Origin of the sequence: Achromobacter sp. Root83 (assembly GCF_001428845.1) — a bacterium.
Classification (GTDB): domain Bacteria; phylum Pseudomonadota; class Gammaproteobacteria; order Burkholderiales; family Burkholderiaceae_B; genus Achromobacter.
In genome coordinates this window covers 72487-93068 of record NZ_LMIU01000025.1, presented here as the reverse complement: position 1 = coordinate 93068, position 20582 = coordinate 72487, and the positions used below count along the sequence as shown (strand labels likewise).

At 66.4% G+C, this 20582-nt stretch carries 19 protein-coding genes, 1 tRNA gene and 1 pseudogene; 18 read left to right on the top strand and 3 right to left on the bottom strand.

The annotated features are described in order from the left end of the window. The first annotated feature begins 6 nt into the window (after positions 1-6). The 6 genes and pseudogenes from ASE30_RS23590 to ASE30_RS23570 all read left to right on the top strand — a co-directional run bounded on the left by ASE30_RS23590 (position 7) and on the right by ASE30_RS23570 (position 6343). Positions 7-696 carry a 3-oxoacid CoA-transferase subunit A gene (locus ASE30_RS23590; RefSeq protein WP_057286713.1) on the top strand — a complete coding sequence of 230 codons (690 nt, stop codon included), beginning with the start codon at positions 7-9 and terminating at the stop codon, positions 694-696. Beyond that, complete coding sequence (locus ASE30_RS23585) at positions 693-1355, top strand: 3-oxoacid CoA-transferase subunit B (protein WP_057286712.1); 663 nt, start codon at positions 693-695, stop codon at positions 1353-1355. Before ASE30_RS23590 ends, ASE30_RS23585 begins: the two co-directional genes overlap by 4 nt. After that, positions 1345-2535: pseudogene (locus ASE30_RS29675) on the top strand (acyl-CoA dehydrogenase family protein); the annotation flags it as partial. The gene ASE30_RS23585 and the pseudogene ASE30_RS29675, both read left to right, overlap by 11 nt. Beyond that, entirely contained in the window at positions 2533-3645 is a 1113-nt protein-coding gene (locus ASE30_RS29670) for an acyl-CoA dehydrogenase family protein (protein ID WP_235515349.1), read from the top strand. The pseudogene ASE30_RS29675 and the gene ASE30_RS29670, both read left to right, overlap by 3 nt. A gap of 24 nt (positions 3646-3669) precedes the next feature. After that, the gene (locus ASE30_RS23575) at positions 3670-5772 is read left to right on the top strand and encodes a 3-hydroxyacyl-CoA dehydrogenase NAD-binding domain-containing protein (RefSeq protein WP_057286711.1); all 2103 of its coding nucleotides are present in this window, start codon (positions 3670-3672) and stop codon (positions 5770-5772) included. A gap of 142 nt (positions 5773-5914) precedes the next feature. Continuing rightward, on the top strand, positions 5915-6343 hold the full coding sequence (locus ASE30_RS23570; RefSeq protein ID WP_057287043.1) for a PaaI family thioesterase: 429 nt from the start codon (positions 5915-5917) through the stop codon (positions 6341-6343). A 14-nt stretch (positions 6344-6357) separates the two neighbouring features. Here ASE30_RS23570 and ASE30_RS23565 read toward each other — a convergent pair whose 3' ends face one another. After that, positions 6358-7332, bottom strand: coding sequence for a tripartite tricarboxylate transporter substrate binding protein (locus ASE30_RS23565; RefSeq protein WP_057286710.1), 975 nt, complete (start codon positions 7330-7332; stop codon positions 6358-6360). A 259-nt stretch (positions 7333-7591) separates the two neighbouring features. Here ASE30_RS23565 and ASE30_RS23560 point away from each other — a divergent pair, with 259 nt between their 5' ends. The 3 genes from ASE30_RS23560 to ASE30_RS23550 are packed head-to-tail and all read left to right on the top strand — an operon-like array spanning position 7592 to position 10568. Continuing rightward, positions 7592-8773, top strand: a complete 1182-nt coding sequence (locus ASE30_RS23560; RefSeq protein ID WP_057286709.1) for a CaiB/BaiF CoA-transferase family protein — start codon at positions 7592-7594, stop codon at positions 8771-8773. Between the two features lie 20 nt (positions 8774-8793). Continuing rightward, entirely contained in the window at positions 8794-9765 is a 972-nt protein-coding gene (locus tag ASE30_RS23555; protein WP_057286708.1) for a tripartite tricarboxylate transporter substrate binding protein, read from the top strand. 11 nt (positions 9766-9776) lie between these two features. Then, positions 9777-10568: an enoyl-CoA hydratase gene (locus ASE30_RS23550; RefSeq protein ID WP_057286707.1), complete on the top strand. Its 792-nt coding sequence runs from the start codon at positions 9777-9779 to the stop codon at positions 10566-10568. Between the two features lie 22 nt (positions 10569-10590). Here the strand turns inward: ASE30_RS23550 and ASE30_RS23545 are convergent, their stop codons facing one another. Then, positions 10591-11505, bottom strand: coding sequence for a LysR family transcriptional regulator (locus tag ASE30_RS23545; protein WP_057286706.1), 915 nt, complete (start codon positions 11503-11505; stop codon positions 10591-10593). A 32-nt stretch (positions 11506-11537) separates the two neighbouring features. Beyond that, positions 11538-12995: a phosphatidylserine/phosphatidylglycerophosphate/cardiolipin synthase family protein gene (locus ASE30_RS23540; protein ID WP_057286705.1), complete on the bottom strand. Its 1458-nt coding sequence runs from the start codon at positions 12993-12995 to the stop codon at positions 11538-11540. A 196-nt stretch (positions 12996-13191) separates the two neighbouring features. On the opposite strand from ASE30_RS23540, the gene ASE30_RS23535 reads away from it, so the two are divergent. The 9 genes from ASE30_RS23535 to ASE30_RS23500 all read left to right on the top strand — a co-directional run bounded on the left by ASE30_RS23535 (position 13192) and on the right by ASE30_RS23500 (position 20486). Continuing rightward, positions 13192-13267 (top strand) — tRNA-His (locus tag ASE30_RS23535). A gap of 93 nt (positions 13268-13360) precedes the next feature. Beyond that, positions 13361-13855, top strand: coding sequence for a hypothetical protein (locus ASE30_RS23530; RefSeq protein ID WP_057286704.1), 495 nt, complete (start codon positions 13361-13363; stop codon positions 13853-13855). Beyond that, entirely contained in the window at positions 13780-14001 is a 222-nt protein-coding gene (locus ASE30_RS29975; protein WP_369819357.1) for a CrpP-related protein, read from the top strand. Before ASE30_RS23530 ends, ASE30_RS29975 begins: the two co-directional genes overlap by 76 nt. Before the next feature lie 253 nt (positions 14002-14254). Beyond that, positions 14255-15775, top strand: coding sequence for an ATPase domain-containing protein (locus ASE30_RS23525; protein WP_057286703.1), 1521 nt, complete (start codon positions 14255-14257; stop codon positions 15773-15775). Then, on the top strand, positions 15762-17447 hold the full coding sequence (locus tag ASE30_RS23520; protein WP_156407747.1) for an ATP-binding protein: 1686 nt from the start codon (positions 15762-15764) through the stop codon (positions 17445-17447). Before ASE30_RS23525 ends, ASE30_RS23520 begins: the two co-directional genes overlap by 14 nt. Positions 17448-17845: 398 nt before the next feature. Continuing rightward, complete coding sequence (locus ASE30_RS23515; protein ID WP_200964471.1) at positions 17846-19018, top strand: diguanylate cyclase; 1173 nt, start codon at positions 17846-17848, stop codon at positions 19016-19018. Between the two features lie 67 nt (positions 19019-19085). Continuing rightward, positions 19086-19478 carry a phage holin family protein gene (locus ASE30_RS23510; RefSeq protein WP_057286700.1) on the top strand — a complete coding sequence of 131 codons (393 nt, stop codon included), beginning with the start codon at positions 19086-19088 and terminating at the stop codon, positions 19476-19478. Next, positions 19453-19923: a hypothetical protein gene (locus ASE30_RS29070; protein ID WP_057286699.1), complete on the top strand. Its 471-nt coding sequence runs from the start codon at positions 19453-19455 to the stop codon at positions 19921-19923. The genes ASE30_RS23510 and ASE30_RS29070 overlap by 26 nt, the downstream gene beginning before the upstream one ends. 305 nt (positions 19924-20228) lie before the next feature. Beyond that, a complete protein-coding gene (locus ASE30_RS23500; protein WP_057286698.1) occupies positions 20229-20486 on the top strand; it encodes a DUF1488 family protein in 258 nt (85 codons plus the stop codon). Positions 20487-20582 lie beyond the last annotated feature (96 nt).

Sequence of the window (20582 nt, the reverse complement as noted above, 5' to 3'; positions counted from 1 at the left end):
GAGACATTGATGAACAAGACTGTCGATTCCGCCGCGCGGGCCGTGGCGGACATCCCCGACGGCGCCACCGTGCTGGTCAGCGGCTTCGGCCTGTCCGGCCAGCCCGTCGACCTGCTTGACGCGCTGGTGGAGCAGGGCGCGCGCGGCTTGACCGTGGTGTGCAACAACAGCGGCAGCCACGACAGCGGCCTGGCCCGCCTGATCCGGCTGGGGCGCGTGCGCAAGCTGATCGCCTCGTATCCGCGCGGCGCGGAGTCCCAGGCGTTTGAAACGGCTTACGCTGAAGGCCGGATCGACTACGAATGCGTGCCACAGGGCACGCTCGCCGAACGGCTGCGCGCGGCCGGCTCCGGCCTGGGCGGTTTCTTCACGCCCACTGGCTACGGCACGCTGCTGGCCGAAGGCAAGGAGACGCGCGTGATCAAGGGCGTGGGCTACGTGTTCGAGGAACCGCTGGCGGCGGACTACGCGCTGGTGAAGGCCCATTGCGCGGATCCGCTGGGCAATCTCGTCTACCGCAAGGCGGGGCGCAATTTCGGGCCGCTGATGTGCATGGCGGCGGCGACGGCTATCGTCCAGGTGCATGCGCTGGCGGAGGTGGGCGGCCTGGATCCGGAACATGTCGTCACGCCCGGCATATTCGTGCAGCGCGTGCTGCGCATACCCGATCCCAAACTGGCCGGAGTCCTGCAATGACACAACGATACTCGCGCGCGGACATTGCCCGCCGCGCCGCTGCCGATATCCCCGCCGGCGCCTACGTCAATCTGGGCATTGGCCTGCCTGTGATGGCGCTGGATTACTGGACCCCGGCGCATGGCGTCACGGTCCACAGCGAGAACGGCATCCTGGGGATGCGGGCCCGTGCGGACGGCGACCCGGTCGATCCCGACCTGACCAACGCGGCCAAGCAGAACGTCGCGATGGCGGCGGGCGGCAGCTTTTTCAACCATGCCGATTCCTTCGCGATGATGCGTGGCGGCCATCTGGACTACTGCATCCTGGGGGCCTACCAGGTTTCCGAAACCGGCGACCTGGCCAATTGGTCGCTCGGCCAGCCTGGCGTGGCCGCGGCGGTGGGCGGAGCCATGGATCTGGCGGTGGGCGCCAAGCGTGTCCATGTGCTGATGGAGCATACGACCCGCGACGGCCGTTCGCGCCTGCGCCGCCTCTGCGATCTGCCGCTGACGGGCGCGGCCTGCGTCGACCGGGTCTATACCGATCTGGCCACGCTGGACATCACGCCGCAGGGTTTCCTGGTGCGCGGCATGGCGCCCGGACTGACGCGGGACGCCCTGCAAGCGGCTACCGACGCGCCGCTGCGCTTTGCCCTGGACCCAGACCATGCCGCATGATCCGGAACTGAAGGACTTCCGCGACGAGGTCCGCGCGTTCCTGCGCGGCCAGCTTCCCGCCGATCTGCGGCGCAAGGTGCTGGACCACCAGCGCCTGGACAAGCAGGACTTCCAGCGCTGGCATCGCATCCTGCATGAACGCGGCTGGGTCGCGCCGAACTGGCCCGCCGAATTCGGCGGGGCCAACTGGAGCATCGAACGGCGCAACGTGTTCGACGAGGAATGCGCGCTGGCCGGCGCGCCCGAAACCGTGCCTTTCGGCTTGCGCATGGTTGCGCCGGTCATCATGGCCTACGGTTCGGACTGGCAGAAAAGCCATTTCCTGCCGCGCATCCTGAACGGCCAGGACTGGTGGTGCCAGGGTTACTCCGAACCGGGCGCCGGCTCGGACCTGGCGTCGCTCTCGACCCGCGCGCGGCGCGTGGGCGACACCTATGTGGTCACCGGCCAGAAAACCTGGACCACCTATGCGCAGTACGCCGACATGATGTTCTGCCTGGCGCGCACCGATCCCGACGCCCGCGCGCAGCAGGGCATTTCGTTCCTGCTCATCGACATGCGCAGCCCGGGCGTATCGCTGCGGCCGATCCGCACGCTGGACGGCGGCGAGGAAATCAACGAAGTCTTCCTGGACGATGTCGTGGTGCCGGTCTCGCATCTGGTGGGCGAGGCGAATCGCGGCTGGACCTATGCCAAGTACCTGCTGTCGCACGAACGCTTCGGCGCGGCCCGGATCGGACGCGCCAAGCGCGAACTGGGCCATCTGCAGCGGCTGGCGGCGCGGCGCATGGTCGATGGCAGGCCCTTGGCCGACGATCCCGTGTTCGCGCATCGGCTGACGCAACTCGAGATCGACACGCTGGCGCTGGAACAGACCAATCTGCGGCTGATCGCGCGCGACCAGCGCGGGGCCGGCCACGGCGCCGAGGCGTCGATCCTGAAGTACCTGGGATCCACGCTGGCCCAGCGCATCAGCGAGGCGCTGGTCGATACCGCCGGCGCGCACGCGCTGGCCTATCAGCCTGCTGCCCTGGAACGCGACTACGCGCAGGGCGGGCCGACCGTCGAGCAAGAGCTGGAAGCCATGCCGGGTTTCTATCTGAACCTGCGCAAGATATCGATCTACGGCGGAACGGACGAAGTCCAGAAGAACCTCATCGCCAAGCTGGCGCTGGGTGTGGCGGACGATTACACGGAAGACGAACGCGCGCTGGACGATGCCGTCGCGCGCTATCTGCAGGACCAGTACCCGGCGCCCGCCGCCCGCGTCCGGCAGCCGGCGGATGCCGACCCTGCCGCCACGCCGCATTGGCGCGCCTTCGCCGACATGGGCCTGCTGGGGCTGGGCCTGCCCGCTGACGCCGGCGGCATGGACGCCGGCTTGCCCGAGCTCTGCGTGCTGATGCAGCAGTTCGGCCGCCATCTGGTGGACGAGCCCTACGACGCCAGCACGCTGCTTTGCGGCCAACTGTTGCGCCGCATGCCCGACGGCGGGGCGGTGCGCGCCTTGCTGGCCGGCCTGGCGGACGGCACGGCCGCGCCCGTGCTGGCGCATGCGGGGCCCGATGCGGAATGGGCCCTGGACGGCGGCGGCGTCACGGCGGAGCGCCGGGGTGAAGGCTGGGTCCTGAATGGCGTGAAGCGGCGTGTGCCGCATGGAATGGGGGCAAGGCAGTTGCTGGTCACGGCGCGCGATGCGGCTGGCGTCGGGCTGTTCCTGGTCCAGGCAGGCGAAGCGGGTCTGACCCGGGCGGGCGGAGCCGGCCTGGACGGACGCAGCTACGCGGACATTGCACTGACGGCATGCCAGGTGGCGGCCGCGGCGCGGTTGGGCGAGGCCGGGGCCGCGCTTGCGCAGGCGGCGGACATGACGCGCGTCGGGCTGTGCGCGGAGGCGCTGGGCATCATGCAGGCGCTGCTGGACGCGACCCGCGACCACGTCGCCGCGCGCCGCCAGTTCGGCCAGGCGCTCAGCGGCTTTCAGGCGGTGCAGCACCGGCTGGCGGACATGTTGCTGTCCCTGGAGCAGGCGCGGTCGCTGACCTGGATGGCAGCGCGGTCCGACCCGGACGACGCGCCCTTGCGCGGCCGCCTCGCCTCGGCCGCCAAGGCCAGCTGCGGGCAGGCCGCGCGCTATATCGGCCAGCAGAGCATCCAGCTGCACGGCGGCATGGGCATGACCGACGAGCTTGCCGTCGGCCACCATGTCAAGCGGCTCCTGGCCATCGAATACACGCTTGGCGACACCCGCCATCACATCAACCGCTACCGGCAACTGGCGCGGGCGTAAGCCCTGCCGCCGCGAGGGACCACCATGACCGTCAACGACACCCAACCATCCGACGACGTTTCCAGCACCGTACGCTACGCCCTGCATGAACGCGTGGCGGTAATGTTTCTTGATAATCCGCCGGTCAACGGCCTGGGCGATACGGTGCGCGCCGGCCTGCATGCCGGCATGGCGCGCGCGCGCGCCGACGCGGGCGTCGACGCCATCGTGATCGCGGGCGCGGGCAAGGCGTTCTGCGGCGGCGCCGATATCCGCCAGTTCAACACGCCGGCGGCGACGGCCCGGCCCATGCTGCGCGAGGTGATCGCGGCCATCGAAGCCTCGCACAAGCCGGTCGTTGCCGCCATCCACGGCTTTGCCCTGGGCGGCGGACTGGAGCTGGCCCTGGGCTGCCACTACCGCGTGGCCCAGGCCGGCGCCCGGCTGGGCTTGCCGGAAGTGAACCTGGGCCTGGTGCCCGGCGGGGGCGGCACCCAGCGCCTGCCCAGGCTGGTGGGCGTGGCGCGGGCGCTTGGCATGATCCAGGCCGGCACGCCGGTGGACGCGGCCGCGGCGCTGGCCGCGGGGCTGGTGGATGCCGTCACGGATGGCGATGTGCTGGACCTGGCGCTGTCCTATGCGCGGGACCGCGCCGGGCAAACGGACCATCCCGTCGCCTCGCGGCGCGCCGTGCAAGCCAGTGGCGTCGACTTCGCCGCGGTGCGCGCCGGGCTCAATCCCAAGGCCCGCAATGCCCAGGCCCAGCAGGCGGCGGTCGACTGCGTCGAGGCCGCGACGCGCCTGCCCATCGAGGCGGGGCTGGACGAAGAGCGCAGGCTGTTCGATGCCTTGGTCGCGGGCGACGCGTCCAAGGCGCTGCGGCATCTGTTCTTCGCTGAAAAAGAAGCGCCGCGCGTCGTGGGCGGCGGCAGCGCGGGCAGGGTGGAACGCGTGGCCATTCTGGGCGCGGGCACCATGGGCGGCGGCATCGCCATGGCGTTCTCCAATGCGGGTTACGCGGTAACGCTGTACGAGCGCGACCAGGCGGCGCTGGATCGAGGCCTGGCGCTCATCCGCAAGAACTACGGCATCACCGCCGCCAAGGGCAAGCTCGACGCCGCGGACGTCGAAGCGCGCATCGCTCGCATCGCGCCCAGCCTGGACATCGGCGACCTGGCGGCGGCCGATCTGGTGATCGAAGCCGTCTTCGAGGACATGGCGGTCAAGCAAACCGTGTTCCGCGAGCTGGATGCCGTGTGCAAGCCCGGCGCCATCCTGGCCACCAATACCTCGCGCCTGAACATCGACGACATCGCCGCCAGCACGGCTCGGCCCGAGTCGGTGATCGGACTGCATTTCTTCAGCCCCGCCAATGTGATGAAGCTGCTGGAAGTGGTGCGCGGTGCGCGCACCGGTGCCGACGTCATCGCCACCTGCATGGCCGTGGCGCAGAAGATCGGCAAGATTCCGGTGCTGGTCGGCGTATGCGAGGGCTTCGTCGGCAACCGCATGCTGACCGGCTACTGGCGCGAGGCGGGCTTTTTGCTGGAAGAGGGCGCCAGCCCGCAGCAGATCGACGGCGCGTTGACGCGCTTCGGCATGGCGATGGGGCCGCTGGCCATGGCGGACCTGGCCGGCATGGATATCAACTGGGCGACACGCAAACGCCTGGCGCCCACGCGGCCCGCGCATCTGCGTTATTCCAAGGTCGCGGACCGCATCTGCGAACTGGGCCGCTACGGGCAGAAGACACAAGCGGGCTACTACCGCTACGAGCCGGGCAGCCGCCAGCCGCTGCCGGATCCGGTGGTCGACGGCATCATCGAGGCCTGCGCGCGCGAGGCAGGCATCGCGCGCCGCGCGGTGAGCGACGAGGAAATCGTGGAACGCTGCATGCTCGCGCTGGTCAACGAGGGGGCGCGCATCATCGATGAGGGCATCGCGCAGCGCGCCTCGGACGTGGATGTGGTGTACGTGCATGGCTACGGCTTTCCGGGCGCGCGCGGCGGGCCGATGTTCCATGCGCAGACGCTGGGCCTGGCCGTCACGCTGGACAAGATCCGCAACCTGCGGCAGGTCCATGGCGACCACTGGAAGCCGGCCGAACTCCTGGAGCGCAGGGTGGCGGAAGGCGCCGCGACCTTCTGACGCGTACGCAACGGCGTCCGCGCAGCGGTCAGGGCCGCATCAGGCATCATGCCGGGTGCGGCCATCTTTGCGATACTGCATGGCACATCCGCAAGAATCCGAACCTACCCGGGTCCTCTTAGGGTCCTTACGCGTGGACAACATGACAGACACCATTCCCGCCGGCTTCGAGCCCTGGCAGCCCAGCAGTCCCTTCATGACGCACCTGGCGGAGCTGGGCGCGCTGTACCGGCGCGACGCGGATTCCGTCCTGGCGATGCGCGTGGCACACGCCCACACCAACATGCACGCCATCGCCCATGGCGGGCTGCTGGCCACGCTGGCCGACAGCGCGCTGGGCTATACGATCGCGCAACGGGCGCACCTGTCGGTGGTGACGGTGCAGATGTCGGTGGAATACCTGAATCCGGTCAAGCCCGGCGACTGGCTGGAAGCCCATGTGCGGATCGACAAACAGGGCAGGCGGCTGATCTACGCCAATTGCCTGCTGCAGGTCGAAGACCGCGTCATGCTCAAGGCCAACGCGGTCTTCGCGGTGCGCGCCGCGCTAGCCCCCGCCTCCGACGGCTGAAGGCGGGGCGGCGCTTATTCCACCTTGACGCCGGTGGCCTGCACCACGTCGCGCCACTTGGCTGTTTCACCGGCGACGAAAGCGCTTGCCTGATCCGGCGTCATCGGGCCCAGCGGCTCGCTGTTCTGCCCCGCCAGCCGCTGCACCATCTCGGGCGAGTTCATGATGTCGTTGGTGGCCTGATTCAGCTTGGCCACGATGGCCGGATCCGTACCCGCTGGCGCGTAGAACCCCAGCCAGGTGTAGACGTCCAGGCCCGGCGCGCCCGATTCCGCGAAAGTGGGCAGGCCGGGAAACAGCTTGCTGCGCTGCGCGCTGGCCACGCCGATCGGACGCAATTGGCCCGACTTGATGAAAGGCGCCACGCTCATCGCGTCCTGCACGGCTACCTTCAGCTCGCCGGACACCACCGCGTTGGTGGCGGGGGACGCGCCCTTGTAGGGCACGTGTTCCATTGGCACGCCGGTGATCTTCTTCAGCCATTCGCCGCCCAGGTGGGTGGACCCGCCAAAGCCGGCCGAGCCATAGGGCACGCCGGGCTGCGCCTTGCCCCAGGTCAGGAATTCGGCGACGGTCTTGACCGGCAGGCCGGCATTGACCACGACCAGGTTCGGCGCGCGCGCCAGGATGCCGATCGGCGCAAAGTCCTTCACCGGGTTGTAGCGGACCTTGTCGTTGACGGCGGGGCCGATCACATGGCCCGTGGCGCTGACCAGCAGCGTGTAGCCGTCGTTCTTCTGGCGCGCCACCAGTTCGGTGCCGACCTGGCCGGCGGCGCCCGGCTTGTTCTCGACCACGAAGGTCTGGTTGAAGCGCTTGCCCAGTTCCGCCGACAGCAGGCGCGCGACGATGTCGGTCATGCCTCCGGGCGCGAAGGCCACCACGACGGTGACGGGATGGTCGGGATATTCGGCGCGAGCGGCGCCCGCGGCCAGGCTGCATAGCAGCAGCGCGCTCGTCGCGCCGCGCCGCAGGATAGTGCGATTCATGGTTGTCTCCAAAGGTTCTTATCGTCCGGGCGGCGCGGCTGCCAGTGCGCCTCCGCGAAGCCAGTATGGCGGCGCGTTGCGCTTTACTCCATCCGAAAAATTCGAACTCAACATTCGAGCCTGTCTAAGGCGCGGCCCCCGCGGCGGGGCGGGGAACACGCTTTGAATTCGGGCGAACGCAGCGTTCGAAACATTCGACTCCTCGCGGCGCGTAGCGGCTGACATAATTTTCGAAGAGCTGCTGAATCACGGAGACCATATGCTTCACAACGCCTTGCGCGGTATCAAAGTCGTGGACTTGTCGCGCATCCTCGCGGGCCCCTGGTGCACGCAGAACCTGTCGGACCTCGGGGCGCAGGTCATCAAGGTTGAACATCCCGAACGCGGCGACGATACCCGCGGCTGGGGGCCGCCGGACCTGCGTTCGGAGGATGGCGGGGAATCGATGTCCGCCTACTTCATGGCCTGCAACCGGGGCAAGCAATCGGTCGCCATCGATTTCTCCACCGAAGACGGCGCCGCTCGCGTGCGCGAACTGGTGGCCGATGCGGACATTCTGGTCGAAAACTACAAGGCCGGCGGCCTGCGCAAATATGGGCTGGACTACGACTCGCTTGCCCGCGTCAATCCCCGCCTGATCTACCTGTCCATCACCGGCTACGGCCAATCCGGCCCCATGGCCGGCAAGCCCGGATACGACTACGTGTTCCAGGGCATGGGCGGACTCATGAGCTACACCGGCCAGCCGGACGGCACGCCGGGCGCGGGCCCCTTGCGCACCGGGGTCGCGGTGGTGGACCTGATGACCGGCATGTACGCCACGTCCGCCGTGCTGGCCGCCCTGCGCCAGCGCGACCAGACCGGACAGGGACTGCCCCTGGACATCTGCCTGCTGGACGTCGCCGTGGCGTTGAACGCCAACCAGGGCGCCAATTACCTCGTGTCGGGCGTGGCGCCGCGGCGCAGCGGCAACGCGCATCCGAACTGCGCGCCCTACGAGGTCTTTGCCTGCCAGGACGGCCATTTGATCCTGGCGATCGGCAACGACGGCCAGTTCGCGCGCTTCAGCGGCGTGGCCGGGCATCCGGAATGGGCGGCCGACCCGCGCTACGTCACGAATAGCGCGCGCCTGACGCACATGGACAGCCTGAGGCCGATGGTCGCCGATGCGCTGGCGTCGGCGCCGCGCAAGCGCTGGACGGACGCCTTCGACGCGGCGGGCGTGCCGTGGGGGCCCATCCACACGCTGGACGAGGTGTTCGCGCATCCACAGGTGCAGCACCGTGGAATGCTCCAGACGACGACCCACCCGGTGCTGGGCGAAGTGCGGCTGGTGCGCAACCCGCTGCTGGCCGGCACGCCGCCCGGCGAATTGGGGGCGGCGCCGCCGTTGCTGGGCGAGCACACCGAAGCCGTCCTGGCGAATCCGGCAACCATCTGAACCACATCGAGGAGACAATAATGAAACCCGTCCAAATCCATCTGGCCGCCGTGCTGGCGTGCGTGGCCCTTCCCGGCCTGGCGGCGGCGCAATACCCCGACCGGCCGATCCGCCTGGTCGTGCCCTACGCGGTCGGCGGCACCACCGACATCATCGCGCGCGTCGTCGGCAACAAGCTGGGCGCGCAACTGGGCCAGTCCGTCATCATCGAGAACCGGCCCGGCGCGGGCGGCAGCATCGGCTCGGCCTACGCCGCCAAGCAGCCCGCCGACGGCTACACCCTGGTGATGGCGGTGGAAAGCTCGCACGCGGTCAATCCGAATGTCTACGCCAGGAGCGCCTACGACCCGGTCAAGGATTTCGCGCCCATCAGCAACCTGGCGGACGTGCCCAATGTGCTGGTGGTGAATCCGGCATTGCCCGCAAAGGACCTTCCCGCGTTCCTGAAGCTGCTCAAGGCCGATCCTGGCAAATATGCGTTCGGATCGTCCGGCAACGGCGGCCTGAGCCACATGAACGGCGAACTCTTCATGCAGACCACCGGCACGCGGATGCTGCACGTGCCGTACAAAGGACTGGGGCCGGCGCTGAACGATCTGGTGGCCGGACAGGTCCAGATCGTGTTCGACAATATTCCGTCCTCATATCCCTTGATCCAGGGGCAGCGCATCCGCCCGCTGGCGGTGGCGGCGCGGCAACGGCTCAAGCTGCTGCCGGACGTGCCCACCTACGCCGAAGCCGGCTTGCCCGCGATGAACAATCCGTCCTGGTTCGGCCTGGCCGCGCCCGCGGGCACGCCGGCGCCCGTGCTGGACACGCTGAATGCGGCGGTGCGCCAGGCGCTGGCGGACCCCGCCACCATCGAGGCCATCGAGAAGCAGGGCGCGGTGCCCAGCCCGATGTCGCGCGACGAGTTCGGCGCGCTGATCGCGCAATCCCATGCCCACTGGAAGACGGTGGTCGAGGACATCAAGTTCGAAAAGATGCAGTAATAGGAGCCATCGTGAACACCAGAAATCTATCCTTCCCCCATGCCCACGCCGAGATCGACGCCGCCGGGATCGCCACCCTGACCATGCGGGACGCGGGGGTGCTGAACATCCTGAGCACGCCGGTGATCAATGGCCTGCGCGAGGCGCTGGCCGCGTTGCGCGACGACGAAGCGGTGCGGGTGCTGGTGCTGCGCGGGGCGGGCGACCGCGCCTTCGTGGCGGGCGCCGATATCGCGGAAATGGCCGCGCTGGACGAACAACGGGCGCGGCGCTTCATCTCGAACCTGCGGGATCTGTGCAATGCCGTGCGCCATTTTCCGGTGCCGGTCATCGCTCGCATTCCGGGCTGGTGCCTGGGCGGCGGCCTGGAATTCGCCCTGGCCTGCGATCTGCGGGTCAGCGCCGACCACGCGCAGTTCGGCATGCCCGAAGTGAAGGTGGGGATCCCTTCCGTGATCCATGCGGCGCTCATGCCTCGATTGATCGGCGCGGCCAACAGCGCGTGGATGCTGCTGACCGGCGAACTGATCGACGCCCGGCGCGCGCTGGCCTGGGGCCTGGTCAATGAAGCGGTGCCCGAAGCCGAGCTGGATCAGGCCGTGCGCAAGCTGGCCGAGGCCTTTGCCGCGCTTGGGCCGGCGGCGTTGCGTCAGCAGAAGAAGCTGCTGCGCCGCTGGGAGACGATGTCGGTGGACGAGGCGATCGAGGACAGCGTCGGGGAATTCGGCGCGGCCTTCAATACCGGCGAACCGCAGAAGTTCATGAACGAGTTTCTGGCGAACAAGCGCCAGGGCAAGCGCTGATCCGGGCCTCTGGCGGCAGGCGCTAATCCGGGCCGCGCGTCGCGGCCACGATGGGATCGTCGAGCAGGTATCCCGCCACCTGTTCGACGAACGGCGACGGCGGCACGCCGGCCTGCGTGACCAGCGTCAGTTCGCGCAGCGCCCAGGGTTCGCTCAGGTCCACCGCCGCGATGCGCCCCTCGCGCAGCGCGGCGGATGCGATGCTGCGCGGCACCAGCGACACGCCCACGCCGGCTTCGACCATCGACAGCACCGCGTCGAAGGTGTGCACATGGATGCGCACCTTGGGTGTCTTGCCGGCCAGCTTGGCCATGTCGCGCAGGAAGACGTAGTTGCTGCTGGTGCGGCTCATGCAGACGAAGTCCAGGTCCAGCACGGCCGGGAACCGCACCGGAGAGCTCTCCACGATGGGGTGGTTCAGCGGCGCGGCAATGATGAGCTGGTCGATGGCGTAGCGGACGGCATTGACGCCGGCGGACGTGGCGTTGCCCGCGAAAATGCCGATGTCGGCCTCGTGGCCCGCGATGGCGGCCTCGATCGTGGTGCTGGAGCGCTCTTCGAGCAGAATGTTCACATTGGGATTGGCGGATAGAAAACGGCTCAGGCTGGGCACGATGAAGCCGTTCAGCGAGCTGCTGTTGGCGAACAGCTTGACGCTGCCCTTGAGCCCGCTGGCAAAGCCGCTGACCTCGCCGTGCATGCGCTCGACGCCGGCCAGCAGCGAGCGCACGTGCTTCAGCACGAAATCGCCTTCCGGCGTGAGCTCCATGCCGCGCGCCTCGCGCTTGAACAGCGGCACGCCCATCGCAAATTCCAGGTTCTTCAGGCGATAGCTGGCCGACGACGCGGTCAGGTGCACCGTGTTGGCGCCGCCCGACAGGCTTTTTGCTTCGGCGATGGCGAGAAACAGGCGTAGGTCAGTGAGTTCGTAGCGCATCGCGCAAGATTACCGTAGATGCACCGGCGGGGTCACAGATAAGGCGTGGCCAGCCAGATCACCTTGTTGCGCAGGCGCTTGGCGAACGGCGCATGCAGCAGGTTTTCGAGCGTCTCGCGGCGGGCGCCGCCGATCAAACCATCAATGCGCGCGCCGATCCAGCGCGCCACGGCCGGATCGTAGATCTCCGTGTCCAGCTCGAAATTGAGCCGCAGGCTGCGCGGATCCAGGTTGGAAGAACCGGCATAGGCCCAGCCGTCGTCGACCGTCATGAGCTTGGAGTGGTCGAACGCGCCCTGCGAGCGCCAGACGCGGCAGCCGGTGCGCACCACCTGATCGAGTTGCGCGGTCATCGCGTAGTCCACCAGCCGCAGGTTGTTCTTGCCCGGGATGACGATGTCCACGATGATGCCCCGGCGCGCGGCGGTCGCCAGCGCGCCGATCAGCGTCTGGTCGGGCAGGAAGTAGGGCGACTGGATGCGCACGTGATGCCGCGCCACCGCCAGCGCGCCCAGCAGGATATTGTGGGTGCTGCCCAGGGCCCGGTCAGGGCCCGAAGGCACGCAGCGCATCGGCACCTTGCCCGTGGGGGGCAGGGCGTCCGGATCGAACCAGGGCTTGGCGGGCAACGATTCGTGCGTGGTGAAGTTCCAGTCATGCGCGAACACCGACATCAGTTGCGTCACGATCGGGCCTTCCACGCGGAAATGCGTGTCGTGGTTGGTGGCCTCGCCCGCCAGCGCGCTCACAAAGGCCGCCCGCACGTTCATCCCGCCGGTGAACCCCACGCGCCCGTCGACGACCAGCACCTTGCGGTGGCTGCGCAGATTGGCGTAGGGCATGCGCAGGACGCCCAGCGGATTCGTCATGAACCGCGCCACCGGCACGCCGGCGCGCGCCAGCATGCGCACGATGGGAGGACGCGAATACTTGGAGCCGACGGCGTCGATCAGGACGCGCACCTCGACGCCCCGCGCCCGCGCCTCGATCAGGGCCTGCGCCATCTCGCGGCCGATGGGATCGTTGTCGAAGATATAGCTTTGCATCGCCACGGTGTGGCGCGCCTCGCGGATGGCCTGCAGCATGGCCGGATAGGTCTCGTCGCCGCCGGCCAGGGGCCGCACCTCGTTGCCGCCCAATAGCTGGAAACGGCTGACGCGGTCGCCCAGCACCTTGAGCGACGCGAACTGCTCGCCGGAGATCGGCGCGACGTCCACGGGCGCCGTCTCGACCTGCTCCGCGTCCACCAGCATTGCCTCGTCGCGCTGCTGCGACACGCGCGTCTTGCGGATCCGGTTGATCCCGGCCACGAAATAGAACAGCGGTCCGAGCAGCGGCGAGAACATCGCCATCCCGACCCAGCCTATGGCCGCCCGCACGTCCTGTTTGGTCATCGCGGCATGCACCGCCGCGCCGGTGCCCGCCACGATGCTGGTGGCAAAGGCAATATGGGGCCAATAATCGGTCAAAATAGCGTGTATGCGATCCATAGCGACGGCGTAAGCGACGGCCTCCAAAGGTGAACCATGCGCAAGGATATCAAGGCTGCCGGCGCTGGCAAGGGCCGCCGCCCAGAGGCGCTTTCGCATCCTTAAAAAAACGTGCTAGAATTCGGCCTCTTCGTTGTTGAGCTTCTTCGGAAACTTTGGCAGCGGCGAAAAACCGAAAGGTTCAGCAGTACCAGAGGTGGCTGTAGCTCAGTTGGTAGAGTCCTGGATTGTGATTCCAGTTGTCGTGGGTTCGAGCCCCATCAGCCACCCCAAAATTTATTTGAAAACAGCCGCTTGCAGCGGCTGTTTTCATTTGCGCCGTCATAAAAATTCTAATTATTTTGGCGCTTTCCCGTTGTCTATTCATGCACACGCTGGCCCTCGACGTGGCGACGCCCGCAAGCCAGCTTCGGTTATTGCTTGAACGCTTGCAGGTCATGGTGGCCTCCGACGAAATGGTCGAGAAATCCGACGGTTGGCCTCGCGTGCGATGCGTCGGCGTCCAGATAGGACGCATTGAAGTGGAATTGCGAGCCTACGTATTGACCACGAGCCTGACAAAATTCCTTGCGACTCAGGAGTCATTGCTGTTGGCGGTACTCGAATTGGTCGAGGAACTGGGTGTCAAGCTTGCGCGTCCGGTTTCCCCCTTCCGGAAAAGGCGTGAACATCCGGCGCTGAAAAACAGTGCACGGGTCCTTATTTCGTCCGGTAACGGAAGTGGACAGGAGTGGGCGACTCGATCATCGTTTTGGGAAGACGGTGACGGTGCGAGGTGGCTCAAATGTACGACTCAATCCACACAGCCGGGCAGGACGCAGCGCGCCACGGCGTGCCCTTGTCAGCTTGCCCCCTTCTGAAACCGGACAACCTGCCCAAACGCACGGGTGAGCCTCGCCGAAAGTGGCGCGCCAAACTGGCTTCCTGGGAAGCCGGGTGGCGTGAGGAAACCGCCGCGCGGCTGGCCGACCTGGAACGGCGCAGGCAATTGTTACATTCAGACTGAAGCAAATCGCCAGCTTTTTCCGCGGGCCGCATAGCTGCGACAGCACTGGTGTTCGCGGCCAATTCCTGCCGGAATACGCACCCCCAGGCATGAAACTTGCGCCCGGGCTCCTTCGGGCGCCCCATTTCGTCCCTGCTCATCCAAGGCATTGCCTTCCCCGCCCTGGAAACGAGTGTAAAAATCTCTCAAACCTTGTGATTCTCTGGAATATCAGAGGGCGATATGCTGGTCGGCTAAGTATGGGAGAACAAATATGAACAATACAGATCACAAGGCGGCCCTAGAGGTCGAGTTACCCCGGCTTTCGACTGGAAATATCGGCTTGGACGACATCCTGGGGGGCGGCTTGGACGCCAACCGGTTGTACCTGTGCGAAGGTCGCCCCGGCACCGGCAAAACTACGCTGGGCATGCAGTTCCTTCTAGAAGGCGGGCGCCAGGGCGAACGGACGCTCTACGTCGCGCTGTCGGAGAGCCCGGCGGAACTACGGCTGGTGGCCCAGCGGCACGGATGGTCCCTGGACACTGTTGAGATCCTGGAGCTCGTTTCCGAGGACGTGCTTGATCCTGAGCGTGAACTGACCGTTTTGCATCCCGCTGAAATGGAGCTAAGCGAGACCACCCGTTTGGTGCTCGACAAGGTCGCCGCGCTTGACCCCGCCCGGGTGGTGATAGACAGCCTGTCCGAACTGCGTCTGCTGGCGCAGGGATCCCTGCGCTATCGGCGGCAAATTCTTGCACTGAAACATTTTTTCTCGAACCGCCAATGCACTGTCATTCTGTTGGACGACCATTCATCCAAAGAGGATGACCTTCAGTTGCATTCGATTGCCCACGGCGTTATTGCCCTGGAGCAACTGGCGGTTGATTACGGCGCGCAACGCCGCCGCTTGAGGGTGCTGAAAATGCGGGGAGTCGATTTTCGCGGTGGATACCACGACTTTTCGATCAAGAAAGGTGGGCTTGACGTGTATCCCCGCCTGATCGCGGCCGAGCACCACACGCATTTCCTCGCCACCCCGACGCCCAGCGGAAACATGGAATTGGACAAGCTGTTGGGCGGGGGACTGGAACGTGGGACCAATGCACTATTGATTGGCGCCGCAGGGGTCGGAAAATCTTCGCTCGCCATTACTTACGCTTTGGCGGCCACGAACCGCGGCGAAAAGGCGGCTGTATTCGCGTTCGATGAGTCACAGGCCACGCTCCAGACACGTACCCAGGCGCTGGGGATGGAACTGGCGCCCGCCTTGGACGCGGGTCTCTTGACCATCCGGCAGGTCGATCCCGCCGAGTTGTCGCCAGGCGAATTCACTTCGCTGGTTCGCCGTAGTGTGGAAGTCGATGGCGCTCGCGTGATTGTGATCGACAGCCTTAACGGGTATCTGAACGCGATGCCGGACGGGCGTTTTCTTGTTCTGCAGATGCACGAACTGTTGAGCTACCTTGGCCAGCAGGGCGTGACCACGATCATGGTCCTGGCGCAACACGGCCTGGTCGGTCCGATAGAGACGCCGCTCGATATCAGTTATCTCAGCGACGCGGTCATCATGTTGCGGTATTTCGAGCATGCTGGACGCGTACGGCGCGCGCTGTCGGTAGTCAAAAAGCGCAGTGGCGCCCATGAGCACGCCATCCGCGAGTTCAAATTGTCCGGGCAAGGGCTGACGGTGGGCCCACCGCTTACGGCCTTTAGCGGCATCTTCTCGGGAACGCCGCATTACACGGGCGACGACATGCGCCTATTGCAAAGCGATGGCGATGCCTCATTCTGAAAACACCGAAGGCCGGGTCCTGGTTTACGCGCCCATTGGGCGTGATGGACCGGCCTGCGCAAAGCTTCTTGAGCGCGATGGATTTTCCACATTGGTGTGTGGCGGTATCGGTGATCTTGTCGACGGGGCGACGGCCGGGGCGCTGGCTGTCTGCGTCACGGAAGAAGGTCTTTTTGGCGAGAATCTGGAAAAGATTGGGCAATGGGTGGGCACGCAACCCGCGTGGTCCGGTCTGCATTTCGTGGTGCTGACGGGCAAGTCGCAAAGCGGCCTGGTGGTGCGCTGGCGGGAAAAGATGATTGATGTCCTGCAAAACGTCTCTGTCCTTGAACGGCCCGTCCATAGCCTTGCATTGACGACAATGGTGCGAACGGCAGCCCGATCCCGGATGCGCCAATATGAAATCAGGGAGCTGCTTCTGGCCGAGAAATCGGCCGCCCAAACGCTTGAATCCGTTGTGGCAAGGCGCACCCAGGAACTCGAAAATGCGAACGCCGAGCTTCAGCAGCAAATGAAGGAAAGAAGCAGGATCGAGGAATCACTGCGCCAGGCGCAGAAGCTTGAGGCCCTGGGCCAGCTGACGGGCGGCGTGGCTCATGATTTCAATAACCTGCTGATGGTGATTTCCGGGGGGTTGCAGATGTTGGGCCGCCCGGTCGATGAATCCCGGCGAAATCGCCTGCACGTATCAATGCGCCAGGCCGTTGAGCGGGGTGCGTCGCTGACGCGCCAACTATTGACCTTCGCCCGCCGGCAGGCCCTGTCACCGCGTGCCCTGGACCTGAGCCCGCTGGTTCGCAACATGCTGGAGATGCTGGAACGCAGCCTGCGTGGAGACATCAAGATCGTCCTTAAACTGTCCGACAGCCTTTGGACGGTCGAGGTCGATGCCGATGAACTGGAACTCGTGATCCTGAATCTGGCCGTCAACGCTCGCGACGCGATGCCGCGCGGCGGCGTGATCGAGATCGGCACCCAGAACGTGCCGCCGTCGCCAGACGGAGACTTCTCCGAGGACCATGTTCTGCTCTATGTGACGGACACCGGCACGGGCATGGCGCCGGATGTTGCGGCGCGCATGTTCGAGCCCTTCTTCACCACCAAGGATGTCGGCAAGGGGTCAGGGTTGGGGCTGGCCCAGGCATACGGCTTTGCCACCCAGTCCGGCGGCACGATTCAAGTGACGACCAAGGTCGGCGCCGGAACGACCGTAAACATCTTCCTGCCGCGCTCGATGAAGCACGTGGAAGACGCTGGGCAGGAACCGGCATCAGCGCCTGTTGAAGGCCGGCTAAGCTCGCTGAACGTTCTGCTGGTCGAAGACGACGACGAGGTTGCCGCGTTGACCACCAGCATGCTGCTGGAACTGGGCTACGAAGTGACATCCGCGGCAAGCGCCGCGGAAGCCCTGGACGTCTTGAACGACGATGTCCCCATCGACATCCTGCTGTCGGACGTCATGATGCCCGGCGGGAAAAGTGGCGTGCAGCTGGCGCGCGAGGTCCGGACGCAGAGGCCGCGGCTCCCCGTGGTCCTGGTGACCGGTTTTCCGGGCGAAGAGGCCAAGCGTGCGGAGCAGGAAGGCATTCCGCTGCTCACCAAGCCCTACCAGCTTGAGGAGCTGGCGCATCTGCTGCAACGCATCGCCAAAAGCGGCGCGCGGTTGCCCTGATGCATTGAGCGCCAGCCCCCGGCGGCTTACGCTCAATTCGCCGTGATCTAGGGTTGGCGCAACGTGAGGCTGGCCACTGGCGATGACCAGCGTGCGGCCGTGCGCCGCAGCCGAACTGCTGGACAAAGCCCCCGATCTGCGCGCGGTGTTCCGTAGCGCGGACGCGCTTGCCGAAGGCGTGCTGACAGAGGCAGGCGTGCGGGGGCTCCGGGTGCCCCGTTGCGGGGGCCAGAGGCAGCCGCTCGGCGCGTCCAGGCGTCCCGGACCGCGATATGCACGGGTGCGACCCGGACAGGGGGCGGCTGCGGCCGTGATATCTTCGCAGAATTCCCATGAAGGTCGCGCCGGTCACCCGCAGCGCCGACCGTCCTTGGGCATTGTGAAACCGATGATCCGGCATGCCCGTCATCGCGCTGCATAGGAATCTCTCCATGGACGGTGCGCTCGTCCGCGTGACCCTGTCATTGATCGCGCCCGCGCTGCTTCTGGTCTTCGGCGCCGCCTTTTTCGCTATCTGGTTTTTCTTTCGCCGCCGCGCATTCTTGCTGCACCTGGCTGCCGGCTGCGCGCTGTTCGCGGTGGGAGCGGTTTCGCAGGTGCTCTATTGGCCGCGGGACACGGGGCTGAATGCGCTGTGCTCAGGCGTCCTGTACACATCGGCGGCCTGTCTGGTGGTGCAGGGCATCCTTGCGCGCGCCGGCGTGCGGCTGCCCTGGCTTGCCTTCGGCGTCTTCACCGCCGCAATGATGGGCGTGCTCTGGTACTTCTACTATATCGACCGCAACCTGCTGGTTCGTGTCTACGCGCTGAATGTAGGCATGGGGCTGCTGTTTTGCGGGGCGGCGCTGCGCATGCGGCGCGCACCCAGGCGGCGGCGCGTCGATACCGCATTGTTCGTGGTGGTGCTGCTGTTCGGCCTGCATTTCCTGCCGCGCACCTTGCTCAGCCTGGGCGCGCGTGCGCCACAGGGCGCGCTCGCTTTCGCCGATTCGCGGTTCTGGCAGCTCCTGCAGCTGTCGCTTGCGGTGTTCAGCGTCACCCTGGCCATCGCGCTGCTGGTGGCGATCGCCGCGGACGCCATTGATGAGGTGCGAAGCGAGGGCGACAGGGACTGGCTCACCGGCGTCTATAACCGGCGCGGCTTTGAGGCGCGTGCGCGGCCGCAGCACGCGCACGCGCGCGCCGGGGCTGCGCTGATCATCTGTGATGTTGATCACTTCAAGCGCGTCAACGACCTGCACGGCCACCAGAGCGGCGACATGGTGCTGCAGCACGTGGCCAGGGCATTGAGCGGCGCGGTGCGCGAAGGCGACGTGCTGGGACGCATCGGCGGCGAGGAGTTCGCGATCTACCTGCCTGACGCAGCGGGGACAGAAGCGCGCGCTTATGCAGAGCGCCTGCGCCGCGCTGTACAGGACGCCCCGCGCATTCTCGGCGCGGAGATTTCCGTCACGATCAGCGTAGGCGTGGCGCAGGCCGGCCAGGCCGAGACTTGGGAATCCCTGTTCCGGCGCGCCGATGGCAAGCTCTATCAGGCCAAGCACGCCGGCCGCAACCAGGTTGTGGCCTGACACGCCTTACCCCTGTGCGCGGGTATGCAATTTGCTGACCTGGCGTGTCATCGCCAAAGGAGTCGCCATGATTTCGGAACGATTGCGCAGACTGCGCCGCATTGCGGAATTCGCCGCGGAACGCTCGGGCGATTACGTCGAGCTTATCGGCATCGAGCTGTCGCTGTACCGGACGGCCCTGGTCGCCACCCTGATCAGTGGTGTGGCGCTTGTGTTCTGTGCGCTTGGCACCTTGGGATTCGTGTCCGTGGCGGCCATCGTCAGCTTCTGGGACACCGATTACCGCAAGCTCGCCGCATGGCTGGTGGCGGGGGCGTGGCTGCTGATCACGCTGGTTTCGCTGGCTATCTCCAGCCGCAGCGCGCCCAAGGGATCTCCCTTTAATGAACTGAGCCGCCAGGTTCGCCTGGATACGGACGCTGCCCGGAGCCATTATGCACAAGGCCACCACACTCGCTGACAAGGATGCCTTGCTGGCCAAGATGGATCGCGACAGGCAGGCGCTGGCCCGGCCCTCATTGCGGCGTGTCCCGCCGGTAAGCTCGGGCCTCGCCGGGGCCTGGGCCAGGACAACGGCGCTGACCGCCGGGGCGGCACTGGGTTGGCCGCCGTTCCTGAAACAGCCATTGCGCGCGATGGCCGCCGTTGCGCTGCGTGCGCGCTTTGCCGAGCTGCTCGAGCGCAGCCAGGTGAGGCGGGTTAGCGGCGCTTTGACAGATCCGGACATGATTCAGTTAGCCACAATGATCTCGGACGTGCGCGCCGCTGCCTTGCGCGCCACCGATGAGCAAGAGGTCGAAATGCTGCGCGCAAAGCTGGATGCCGAAGTGCGCCGGCTGCGCGCGGTGCGGGCGGCCCGCAACGCCATGGCGCCGGTAGCGCCGCGTGTCGATCCGCCTGCCTGAAGGCTGAAGATTCCCCAAACGATCACGGCGATCAGCGCGATGCCGAACGCCACGGGCGATCCTGCCCATTTCGTCACCTGCGCGGCAAAGTGGTCATACCTTCGGCCACGCGGGTGTGGCCATTCAGGCGGAGGGCACGTGGCCGCCGGACCGCGCATCTGCCGGACCTCTGGGTAGTTCACGGACCTGGTTCCCGGGGATCCGGGCGTGCACACAGACCACCCGCCGGAACACTACTTGCTGCCCTGTGCTGCTTGATGCAACCCGCGCTATGCGCACTCACGACCACGAGCCAGGAGCTACGCATGAAATTCACCAAATCCACAAACGCGAAGGCGCAAGGCGACGCCATTGTCTTCGAAATGGAAACGTCGGGCGTGACACGGCAGTTCGAGATTTCGGGCGATGTGCTGCGCCAGCGGTTTGGCGCCGCGGATGACACCGCTCCCGAGCTGCTGCGGGCGTTCGAAGGCGGCGCAGACGCGCTGCGCGAGCTTGCCCACCGCACGCAATGGGTGCCCACCGACGGCCCGATACAGGTGGGCGAGGGCGACTTTGAATGACCCGCGCGCGACCCGCGTCAGCGCTCCGGGCATGGCGTCTGCTGAGAGGGCGGCACACGTCGGGCGGCTTTAGCCCGTCAATCGGCGATGAATCAC